The sequence below is a fragment of the Psychrobacter sp. C 20.9 genome (genome assembly GCF_001921765.1).
GTDB lineage: Bacteria > Pseudomonadota > Gammaproteobacteria > Pseudomonadales > Moraxellaceae > Psychrobacter > Psychrobacter piscatorii_B.
The window spans coordinates 67533-78586 of record NZ_MRYC01000005.1; the positions used below are offsets into that span (position 1 = coordinate 67533).

Sequence of the window (11054 nt, forward strand, 5' to 3'; positions counted from 1 at the left end):
CAAGCTATGCAAATGCGAAACCCTGCAAATATTAAAAATCATTGAAAGATTAGGAGACCGTCATGTTACAAGTCAATGGTATCAATCAATATTACGGCGGCAGTCATATTTTACGAGATGTCTCGTTTACAGCGCCTGTAGGCGCGTGCAGTGTGGTACTTGGACGTAATGGTGTGGGCAAAACCACGTTACTCAAATGCCTGATGGGGATATTACCGATCAAATCAGGACAAATTTTGCTCAATGACCAAGACATCAGCAAACTCTCCCCCGAGCAGCGCGTGCGAGCAGGTTTGGCTTATGTGCCGCAAGGTCGCGATATCTTTTCGACACTAACGGTAGAAGAAAATATCTTAATTGGTATGGCAAAGTTTTCACGCGCTAAAGCCAAGCAAGTACCCAAGCATTTATATGATATTTTCCCAGTGCTTGATGAGATGAAACATCGCCGCGGTGGTGATTTGTCTGGCGGTCAGCAGCAGCAGCTTGCCATTGCTCGTGCGCTCGCCTCCGAGCCGTCTGTCCTTATTTTGGATGAGCCAACCGAAGGTATTCAGCCGTCTATTATCAAAGATATCGGTCGTGTGCTTCGCGACTTGGCTGACAAAGGGGACATGGCGATTGTACTGGTTGAGCAGTTTTATGAGTTTGCCGAAGAGCTTGCTGACAACTACACCGTATTATCACGTGGTAAGGTCATCTCTCAAGGTGCAGGCGATACGATGGTCGACAACAAGGTACAAGATTTGGTCGCCATTTGATGACTCTTTCTCATACTTAGATAGTCATGCTCGCTCTTTGCCACTGATAATTGTGTTTCTATCTTACGCTGTGCATCATGAGAAACTCTTTATGATCGTTCTAAACCGCTCGCCTCTCTTCTATCATCCATATCTAGGGCATCAAATCAATGCCCTAAATCATCAATACCGCGTGCTTGCCTTGATAGCAATTGTGTATGACCAGCGCTTGAAATTTGCTATTATAGTCAGCACTTTATTATCGATATTATGACACTCTTATGATGATTCATCCTCAGTACGATCCTGTCGCCTTGGCACTTGGGCCCGTCGAAGTCCACTGGTATGGCCTCATGTATTTATTGGCGTTTGCTGCCGCTTACGGTCTGGCATGGTATCGCAGTACCAAGCGTGAGGGCTGGACGACAGATATGGTCTCAGATCTCGTGTTCTTTGGTGCACTGGGTGTCATCTTAGGTGGTCGTGTCGGTTACGTGTTGTTTTATCAATTTGGCGAGTTGCTACAAAACCCAGCCTACCTCTTCAAGGTTTGGGAAGGCGGCATGTCATTCCATGGTGGCCTGATTGGTGTCATGCTGGGTATGCTGTACTTTGCTCGCAAATATAAAAAGACCCCGTTTCAAGTACTCGATTTTATCGTGCCTTGCGTCCCGACAGGCTTGTTGTTTGGTCGCATCGGTAACTATATCAATGGCGAGTTATGGGGCCGTGTCTCTGATGGTGGCTACAATTGGCTCACCTACTTTCCCCAAGCGGCTGGCTTTGATATGCAGCAGCTACAAGCCAATCCTGAGCTACAAGAGGTGATGACTGAGGTCAATGGTCAGTATTTATTGCCTCGTCATCCGTCACAACTGTATGAAGCCTTTGCCGAAGGTCTGCTGCTATTTTTATTCCTTTGGTGGTACTCATCAAAGCCTCGTCCGCGTATGGCAGTGACTGGTGTCTTTATGCTGGGCTATGGCTTGAGCCGCTTCATCATTGAGTTCTTCCGTCAGCCAGACGTTGACCAAGGATTTATTTTGTTAGGTTGGGTGACCAAAGGACAAATATTGAGCACGCCGATGATTATTATTGGTTTGTTTTTAATCGGTTACGCTTACAAGCGTGGCATCTACGATTGGGGTAAGCATGCCGCTTACTAAGGCTCTCGCCTTACCGACAAAACGATTAATCACTTGAATAAGAGGGTACGCCTCATAACGCCTACCCTAGCAATACTTTTAACAATGACAGCTTCTATGTGGATTATTAGCCTAATCTGTGGACGCTGCCAGCAGTAATTAAAGAGCACTTTTATGAGCAATGGCACCCAAAGTAACAACGAGCAAGCGTATCTTGATTTGCTGCGCCACGTCTTAGACAACGGTACTGAAAAAGGCGATCGCACGGGTACGGGTACGCTGAGTCATTTTGGCGCGCAGCTGCGTTTTGACTTATCGGCAGGTTTTCCATTATTGACGACCAAAAAAGTCCACTTCAAATCCATCGCCTACGAGCTATTATGGTTTTTGAGTGGCAGCACCCATGTTCAATATTTGCAGGACAATGGCGTGCGTATCTGGAATGAGTGGGCGACAGCGGAGCAAACAGCACGCTTCAATCGTCCTGCAGGCGACTTAGGTCCCGTATATGGTCATCAGTGGCGTAACTATGGTGCAAGTAAAGGCGCGGACGGCAGCTACAACGATGATGGTGTCGATCAAATCGCACAGGTCGTTGAGCAAATTAAGACCAACCCCAACTCGCGCCGCTTGATTGTATCAGGCTGGAATCCAGGCGAAGCAGAGCAAGTGGCACTACCGCCGTGTCATACACTGTTTCAGTTTTTTGTGGCGGATGGTAAGCTCTCTTGCCAGCTGTATCAACGTTCGGCTGATCTTTTCCTAGGTGTGCCCTTTAACATTGCCAGTTATGCGTTATTAACGCATATGGTCGCGCAGGTTTGCGGCCTAGAAGTTGGTGAATTTGTTTGGACAGGTGGTGATTGCCACATTTACCAAAACCACCGCGAGCAGGCTGAGCTACAACTGACACGTTCGCTATATACACCGCCAACATTGACCCTGAACCCAGAGGTGAAAGATATTTTTGCCTTTGAATACGACGATATTAGCGTCAATAACTATGAGTCTCATCCGACCATCAAAGCCAAAGTTGCCGTTTAAAATACGTCTTGTGCACGACAATAAATAAGTCTGTGAGTTAAAATATAGATGTTTAAAAATATAATAGAAAGGACCCATTATGAGCTATGCCCACACTGAAGTTGCCCAAATCGCCGCCATAAGTAGCAATCGCTGTATCGGTAAAAACAACGAGCTGCCGTGGCATATCTCACAAGACCTGCAGCACTTCAAAAAAATGACCACACGTGACCCGCAAAATACGGCCTCGAGTAGCGATATTCAGGGCATCGTCATCATGGGTCGTAAGACGTTTGAATCCATGGGTAGCAAGCTTTTACCAAAGCGTGTGTGCTTTATCATCTCTACCCAAATGGACTATGCAGAACAGCAAGGACTGGTCGGACATGAATACGCGCATGTGGTGCATAATTTAGATGATGCCCTTACTCATGCCGCAAGTTTGGCACATGGGCTACATCTGGAGACGATCTGGGTGATTGGCGGTGAGCGCGTCTTTAGCGAAGCACTGATGTATACCGACCGCATTGAGCTGACCCACGTAGATACTGATATTACGGATGGCGATGCGTTCTATCCTGAGCTACCAGATCGCTTCAAAGTAGCAGAAGAATCTGAGCAAATGCACGATGAAAAGAGTGATTTAAGCTTCAAATTTACGACCTATAAAGTAGAGAAGACTGACCAATAGTGTTTGATTGACTCAAAAAAAAGGGTCAGCTTCAGATATGTATATTTATCAAAGCTGACCCTTTTTTATTTACTATCGTTTTAGCGTTACAAATCTACTCGTGTAATACTTTATAAACCGTCTTTGCCAGTACAGGGCCAATCCCTTGTACGCCTGCCAACTCTTGCTGTGACGCGCCAAGCAGTTGCTGCATACCGCCAAAGTGATTGAGTAAATCACGGCGGCGCTTTTCACCAAGACCTGGAATGACCTCAAGTACCGATGAGGAGCGGCGCTTGTCGCGTTTTTTGCGGTGCGCGGTGATCGCAAAACGATGCGCCTCATCGCGAATATGCATCAGTAAATGTAATGCTTTGCTATCCATGGGCAAATCTAATGGCTCATGATCCAAAAAGTGCAAGACTTCAAGTCCCGCCTTACGCCCTTCCCCTTTGGCAACACCAATGAGCAAGGTATCACCAAGAATGCCCAATTCAACCAGCACTTCTTTCGCCATACTCAGCTGACCCTTACCACCATCGATAAGCAACAAATCAGGCAACGGCTGCTTTTTATACCGCCTTGTCAGCACTTGCTTCATGGCTGCATAGTCATCGCCGCCTTGGATATCATGAATGGCATATTGACGGTAATCACGCCTGCGCGCACCGCCTTGGTCGAACACCACGCAACTACCGATGGTCGCCTCACCCATGGTATGCGAGATATCAAAACATTCAATCCGATCAATGGTGCGATCAGTCACCTCAGCCAGTACGTCTTTTAGTGCGCCAAAGCGTGCGTGCAGCTCTAAATAATCACCAAGCTTAGTCTTTAGCGCATTGCTGGTATTGAGTGTTGCTAAGTCCAGCCACTCTGAGCGATGCTCACGCACATTGGTTTTGATGACCACTTTATTGCCAAAATGCGTTGCTAGTGCTTCGCTTACCGCTACCTGATCAGGAATCTCATGACTTAATATAATCTCTGCTGGCAGATCGTCCGTCACCTGAAAATAAAACGAGGTAATAAAAGCTGATAGGTTATCTGCTAGCGGCTCGCTACTGTCCACATCAGGGAAATAGTTTTTACCGCCTAACACGCGACCACCGCGCACGGTCAGCACGTTGACACAAGTCATGCCCGCCTGACTGGCAATGGCTATCACATCTGCCTCACCTTGCACCGTATAGACAGCTTGCCTTGCCTGCACTTCACGTAGCATCGACAATTGATCACGATAAAGGACGGCCTTTTCAAAATCTAACGCTTCGGCAGCGCCTTCCATTTTCTCGATCAGCGTACTATGAATATCACTAGAGTCGCCCTTCAAAAAGCGAATGGTGTTATTCACATCTTCTGCATACTCTTCCGGCGATACCAGTCCAACGCAGGGCGCACGGCAACGCTTAATCTGATACTCCAGACAAGGGCGCTGGCGCTGCTTAAAAAAGGTATTAGTGCACTGGCGCATCTGAAACATTTTTTGCATCAACACCAGCGTTTCTTTTGCTGCATGGGCAGAGGGAAATGGGCCAAAAAAACGGCCTTTTTGGTGATTGCCCTTGCCGCGTCCATACGCCAAACGTGGATAAGGCTTATCCGCTGAGATAAACACGTATAGATACGACTTATCATCACGTAGCAAGACGTTATAAGGCGGGCGATACTCTTTAATTAAGTTCTGCTCGAGCAACAACGCCTCGGTCTCACTACGCGTGATAATGGTCTCAATATTATGAATCCGTGCCACCAGTGCCCGCGTTTTTGGATGATCGATCGTCTTGGCAAAGTAACTATTCACACGGCTTTTTAGCGACTTGGCTTTACCAACGTATAAAATATCGCCGTTTTTGCCCAGCATCTTATATACCCCTGGCAAATTAGGCAAGTTCTTGATCAGATGCTTAAGACGGGCTTTTTTGTCATCGACAGGACTCGATTCTGAGACAGTAACCATAGAATGTATTGCTCTTAAAAATCTTAGTAATACTAATAGTTATGGGGCAGGAATCGTGGTTTTGCAAGCTGATTATTACTTCGATAGCACGCACAAAAAAGCCAGCTTTATGCTGGCTTCGTTTGTTCGGTTATATGCTAATTATCAATGGTCTAATGACGGAAGTTTGCCATTAATGCTGGAATACCTGGCAACATACCGACGATAGCCATCACGCCAGTCAGTACCACGAACATAATACCCGGTATGATCCATCGGCTCATTTTAGTCAAATTAGCACTGCGCTCTTTTGAGCCAATCAAGCCCAAATTATCAAGCAATAGCGTGAGTGACCAACCAAAGGCTGGGTTCACTAAGGCAGAAGCAAACACCACAATAGCAGCAGACTGCGTGGTTTTACCTTCGCGCGTCATCTCCATGCCAGCCTCTAAGAGTGGGATGAAAACCCCAACGATCAATGCCACGCACATCACGGGTTGCCAGATGGCCAAATCCATTGGATAGCCCCAAACACCTGCGATAATACAGAACAAGGCCGTCAATAAAGCACCAGCAGGAATCGGACGCCTAGCAATCGCCGCAGGGACGATGTAGGTGCCCCATGATGAGGCAAAGTTGGCACCGCCTAGCACAGAGCCCACTACCTGACGAAATGAAGCGCTGGTCATCGTGTCATCGATGTCCATGAGCACTTTTTCAGTACGCTTAGGGTAGCTGATTTTTTGGAATACCTGATGACCCAAAAAATCTGGTGACCACATAGCAACTGCCAAGATAGCAAACGGCAATACCACAATGAAGCTTTCAATCGTCGGTAGCCCTAACATCCAACCTGTATTCTCACCCCACCAATACATTGGGTTCATATGCGGTAGGCCTGGTGCCGTTTTGAACGCAAAAGGTGCGCCTAGTGTAAAAGCAAGACCGCCACCTAACACGCAACTGAGCGGAACCGCAAGCCAGCGCTTTTGCCAATGCTCAAGCAATGCATATAGCAGGATAGTCGCTAGAATAATAAAGAAAGCAATGTGCGACATACCAATCCCTTCTGCCCAAGCAAAAAGGTTCTTAACCTGTGACGTCGTACCGATAAACCCTAAGTAAATTAAGAGGCCACCGCATACGCCTTTACTGGTTAAATTGGCCAGTAAGCTTCCTCCTTTACTAATAGCAAGCAGCAGGCCAAAAGCCCCAATGAGTAGGCCAAAAGCCATTGGATGCCCACCTGCAGCAACGACAATGGGAATCAATGGAATAAGTGGCCCATGAGTACCAGCGAGGTTGGCTGTCGGTAGCAGAAATCCAGAAAATAAGATAATAAAGAACGAGACAATCAACAGCTCATAACGAACGTTTTCTAAAACAAACGCATCACCTAAGCCGAGTGGTCCTGCAAAGGTTGCTGCAATAGCGCCCACCATGACCACTTTACCGATGGTCGCTGCCATCGCTGGGATAGTATCTTCATACTCAAAACGATAATCACGAAATGGTAAATTGGGACGCCAGCGTTTTGGCTGCATGATTTGCAATTCGTGGTTAAGATAGGCATCTCGACTGTCGAAGCTTGAGCTTGGCTTATGCAAATCTATATAACTGCCTTGCAATTCGCTGTCTTGATTGGCTGGGTTTGGTCGCGGCGTATTAGACCCTGAAGATGAGGCCTGAATGTTACTCATCACATTTCCTTGTGTCGATTAGGTTTTGATTGAATACTTTTTTGGTTTGGCGTTAGCTAAATGACCAATCGGTCATGATAAGCGGAAAACCATTGTATGTTAAGGCATAACGAAATGCGAATTTAAGGTGAATTAAAAAGACTACATGTATCGTTATAAAAATAAATTAAAGTTTTCATTGGATACAATAATAAACTTAATAAGAAACTATTGGGAATAAACAGCGCTAATCTGGACATAAAATTAAATTAAAGGCCAATTTTCTTAAGAATAACTGACATCTGAATATTTTTTATCATATAACTAAATACTAAAGATAGTTATACTAAATATTGCTTTGCGATAACTATAAAGACTATGCTTAGTTACGCTTTGAAACTAGCGGGCGTAGTCATTTTTAACTATGATAAATGTCTTTGTCGTTTATCATCTAATAGCAAGCACTAAAAAACAGCGCTACCCATATCACTGAAAAATCAATAAAAGCAACAGGATAGATTTATGAGTGTACTACCCAGCAATTTTGAGACTTTGAAGCGTCGAGCCAAGCAAAGTATCATGCCGCTACTGACCCCGCATCTTTTAAAGCTGCGACTCAATACTTACACGCCCTATATCGGTGCAGGCATCAAAATCGACCACATCAGCCTCGATCAGGGATTGTGCGTGGTCAGCATGGGACTGACCACTCTCAACAAAAATATCGTCGGTACACAATTCGGTGGTAGTTTATACTCCATGGTAGATCCCTTCTATATGCTCATGCTGATGCATCAATTAGGTAGCAACTATGTGGTCTGGGACAAAAGCTCACATATTGATTTTATCGCGCCCGGTAATAGTAAAGTCACCGCACGAATGAAAATACCTAGCGCTGAGGTGATTACCATTCAAGAGTTGGCAAAAGACGGTGAAGCTGTGTTTCGCGAATATAAAGTCGATATCGTAGACGACCAGAAAAAGCTCATTGCTACCGTCACCAAAACCTTGTATATCAGACTACGCAAATACAGCAAATCTAAAGAGCAGGCCAGCCGAATTGAAACACCCCATACTGAATAGTTTTTGGCTACTTTACTGGTAAGGCTTTTTGACTAATGACAAGGCATAGTATCTATCAGCTGTGAATATCCAGTTAACCACTCAGCAAGTTTAAATTGATAAGCGCGCACATACAAAAACCCCAATCTAGCATTCGCATAGATTGGGGTTTTGTCTTTTTTGGTATGGCCCGCTTATTTATAAATAAACCTATGAATAAGGGCTTGTATCTACTATTACCTTATTTGAGTCAATTCTAAAACCATACAATCAACTCAAAACGGCAAACTTGTACTTAGATACCAGGTGCAGTATCAACTGCATCAGGTACACCAGCGTCAGTCTTTTTCTGAGCTGGACGTGGCGCAAGTTTTTCGCGGATACGTGCTGATTTACCAGAACGCTCACGTAAGTAGTACAGTTTCGCACGGCGAACAGCACCGCGGCGTTTCACTTCAATGCTATCGATCAGTGGTGAGTGCAGCTGGAATGCACGCTCAACACCAACGCCGCTTGAGATTTTACGTACGGTAAACGCTGAGTTTAGACCACGGTTACGCTTAGCAATTACAACGCCTTCAAAAGCCTGTAAACGCTCACGCTCACCTTCACGTACTTTTACTTGTACCACAACGGTATCGCCGGGTGCAAAGTTTGGGCGCTCAATCAATTGAGCATTTTCGATGACCTGAACCAATGGATGCTTGTTGCTCATGAGAGTTATCTCCTCACATTAGATAATAGAGGCTTTACGCATATCACCTGTTTGTAATAATTAATCGTATCTCTTTATAGTGAGATACAACATAAATGGGTTATAACCAACGGCCACTATGCGATGACTCGTTTTATTATTGCTCAAAATTCTGTTTGTTAACTGTTTATCAAGCTTAATGACGATAAAGTCAGGTATCAACAACCTACTTTTTATCTGCTTTTGCTAGTGCTTTAAGCCATTTCGCTTGCTCTACCGTCGGAGTAAACGCTTGCCACAAATCTGGACGACGCGTTTGCGTACGACTGACTTGCTGAGCAAAACGCCACTTAGCAATATTGGCATGATGACCTGAGAGTAATACCTCAGGGACGCTCATACCTGCAAACTCATGCGGCTTGGTATAATGCGGACAGTCAAGCAAGCCATCGACAAACGAATCTTGCTCTGCTGACTTGTCATCACCCATGATATCGGGTAGACGACGTATCACGCTATCCATCAGCACCATTGCTGGTAGCTCACCACCAGTCAACACGTAATCGCCCAATGATACTTCCATATCGACATATTGTGACAGTAGGCGCTCGTCGATGCCTTCATAACGACCGCATAATAAAATCATGCCATCATAATTAGTCATACCGATGACGCTACTCTCACTAAGCGTTTGCCCTTGCGGTGACATATAAATCACCGGACAATGCTCACTATCGACACGGCAACCGTATTCCTTGGCACGCAAGCGTGCATCCTCAATGGCTTTTGACAATGGCTCAGCCATCATCACCATCCCAGGACCGCCACCATAAGGGCGCTCATCAATACGGCGATAGTTATCAGTGGTATAATCACGTGGATTAATGCATTCAATCGTAACTTGCTCCTGAATCACTGCCCGTCCCGTGATTCCAAACTCACGAATCGTGGCAAACATCTCAGGAAAAATACTAATGACGGCAAAATACATCTGATGTCTACTTACATTGAGGCTAAAACAATCGGTGTGACTATTAATAAATTCTGACTAAAAAGCCAGAAGCGATATCACCAGAGGCAATATTAATAATCACTTGGCCATGCCACAAATACGGTTTTTTCAGTCGTATCGACTTCTATCACCGTTTGCTTATGCCATGGAATTAGGCGCTCTTCATTATCCAAACTGTCTGAATTGGTTCCCACGCGCATGATATCATGGGCACCAGTTTCAAACATTTCAGTGATATTGCCTAGATACTCGTTCTGCTCGTTCATCACGCGCAAACCGACCAAATCCGACCAATAATATTCGTCTTCAGCTGTTTCCGGCAAGACGTTTTGTTCGACCCAAACGGTCACGCCGTTCATGGTCTCAGCAACATTGCGATCAGGAATCTGCTCAAATTGAGCCACAATTCCTGTTCCTTGCTCACGCCAAGCTTTCACAGTCAAAGGTTTCATGCCAGTAGCAGTTTTCATCCACCACGGCTTCATATCGAATATCGCTGTACGATCATCCGTATCACTAAACACCCAAAGCCAACCTTTGATGCCATAAGGCTTCTTAAGTTGACCGATTTTCATAAGGGCACTAGCGTTTGGAGTGGATGACATAGCAGCTAACCTAACAATGATTAAAACAGCAATTGCAAAAACAATTGTGTCAAAAGCGATAAACAGTTAATGGCGCACCCTGGTTAGACCAGTTACGCTATGTGTTCTAAAGTCTACTGAATCAGCTTGTAATAAGACTACGAGCGGCTCAATAACAACGGAAACTTAAGCAGTTGCTTCAGTTTGTGCTGCAGACTTGTTGTAAGCTTTTGCTAATGAAGCAACGCGATCTGAAGGTTGTGCACCTTTTGCGATCCACGCATTGTACGCTTCCATGTTTAGGCGTACTGCTTCTTCAGACTCTTTAGCGAGTGGGTTAAAAAAGCCGATGTTTTCAATATAGCGACCGTCACGCGCGCGGCGTTGATCAGCAACAACTACTTGATAAAATGGGCGTTTCTTGGCACCGCCCCGTGCTAAACGAATAACAACCATGTGAATTCTCTCTTTCGCAGGTATACCAAAAAGGGCATAATTATATCACA

Annotated in this window: 11 protein-coding genes; 5 read left to right on the forward strand and 6 right to left on the reverse strand. The window is 45.3% G+C overall.

Annotation, left to right across the window (positions count from 1 at the left end):
* Positions 1 to 62 precede the first annotated feature (62 nt).
* The 4 genes from urtE to BTW00_RS04625 all read left to right on the forward strand — a co-directional run bounded on the left by urtE (position 63) and on the right by BTW00_RS04625 (position 3599).
* Positions 63 to 761 carry an urea ABC transporter ATP-binding subunit UrtE gene (gene urtE / locus BTW00_RS04610; RefSeq protein WP_058023522.1) on the forward strand — a complete coding sequence of 233 codons (699 nt, stop codon included), beginning with the start codon at positions 63 to 65 and terminating at the stop codon, positions 759 to 761.
* Positions 762 to 1021: 260 nt separating this feature from the next.
* Complete coding sequence (gene lgt / locus BTW00_RS04615; protein WP_075106443.1) at positions 1022 to 1906, forward strand: prolipoprotein diacylglyceryl transferase; 885 nt, start codon at positions 1022 to 1024, stop codon at positions 1904 to 1906.
* Positions 1907 to 2059: 153 nt separating this feature from the next.
* Positions 2060 to 2929, forward strand: coding sequence for a thymidylate synthase (locus BTW00_RS04620; RefSeq protein ID WP_075106444.1), 870 nt, complete (start codon positions 2060 to 2062; stop codon positions 2927 to 2929).
* Positions 2930 to 3008: 79 nt separating this feature from the next.
* Positions 3009 to 3599, forward strand: coding sequence for a dihydrofolate reductase (locus BTW00_RS04625; RefSeq protein WP_075106445.1), 591 nt, complete (start codon positions 3009 to 3011; stop codon positions 3597 to 3599).
* A gap of 94 nt (positions 3600 to 3693) precedes the next feature.
* On the opposite strand, the gene uvrC is transcribed toward BTW00_RS04625, so the two are convergent.
* On the reverse strand, positions 3694 to 5538 hold the full coding sequence (gene uvrC / locus BTW00_RS04630; protein ID WP_075106446.1) for an excinuclease ABC subunit UvrC: 1845 nt from the start codon (positions 5536 to 5538) through the stop codon (positions 3694 to 3696).
* A gap of 152 nt (positions 5539 to 5690) precedes the next feature.
* Positions 5691 to 7217 (reverse strand): DUF3360 family protein, encoded by a 1527-nt coding sequence (locus tag BTW00_RS04635; RefSeq protein ID WP_075106447.1) that lies wholly within the window; start codon positions 7215 to 7217, stop codon positions 5691 to 5693.
* A 501-nt stretch (positions 7218 to 7718) separates the two neighbouring features.
* On the opposite strand from BTW00_RS04635, the gene BTW00_RS04640 reads away from it, so the two are divergent.
* The gene (locus tag BTW00_RS04640) at positions 7719 to 8279 is read left to right on the forward strand and encodes a DUF4442 domain-containing protein (protein ID WP_075106448.1); all 561 of its coding nucleotides are present in this window, start codon (positions 7719 to 7721) and stop codon (positions 8277 to 8279) included.
* A gap of 274 nt (positions 8280 to 8553) precedes the next feature.
* Here the strand turns inward: BTW00_RS04640 and rplS are convergent, their stop codons facing one another.
* From rplS to rpsP, 4 genes are all read right to left on the reverse strand, one after another.
* Positions 8554 to 8973 carry a 50S ribosomal protein L19 gene (gene rplS / locus BTW00_RS04645; RefSeq protein WP_075106449.1) on the reverse strand — a complete coding sequence of 140 codons (420 nt, stop codon included), beginning with the start codon at positions 8971 to 8973 and terminating at the stop codon, positions 8554 to 8556.
* Positions 8974 to 9178: 205 nt separating this feature from the next.
* Positions 9179 to 9943: a tRNA (guanosine(37)-N1)-methyltransferase TrmD gene (gene trmD, locus BTW00_RS04650; RefSeq protein ID WP_075106450.1), complete on the reverse strand. Its 765-nt coding sequence runs from the start codon at positions 9941 to 9943 to the stop codon at positions 9179 to 9181.
* A 92-nt stretch (positions 9944 to 10035) separates the two neighbouring features.
* The gene (gene rimM / locus BTW00_RS04655) at positions 10036 to 10569 is read right to left on the reverse strand and encodes a ribosome maturation factor RimM (protein WP_075106451.1); all 534 of its coding nucleotides are present in this window, start codon (positions 10567 to 10569) and stop codon (positions 10036 to 10038) included.
* Between the two features lie 165 nt (positions 10570 to 10734).
* Positions 10735 to 11004, reverse strand: coding sequence for a 30S ribosomal protein S16 (gene rpsP, locus BTW00_RS04660; RefSeq protein WP_021812802.1), 270 nt, complete (start codon positions 11002 to 11004; stop codon positions 10735 to 10737).
* Positions 11005 to 11054 lie beyond the last annotated feature (50 nt).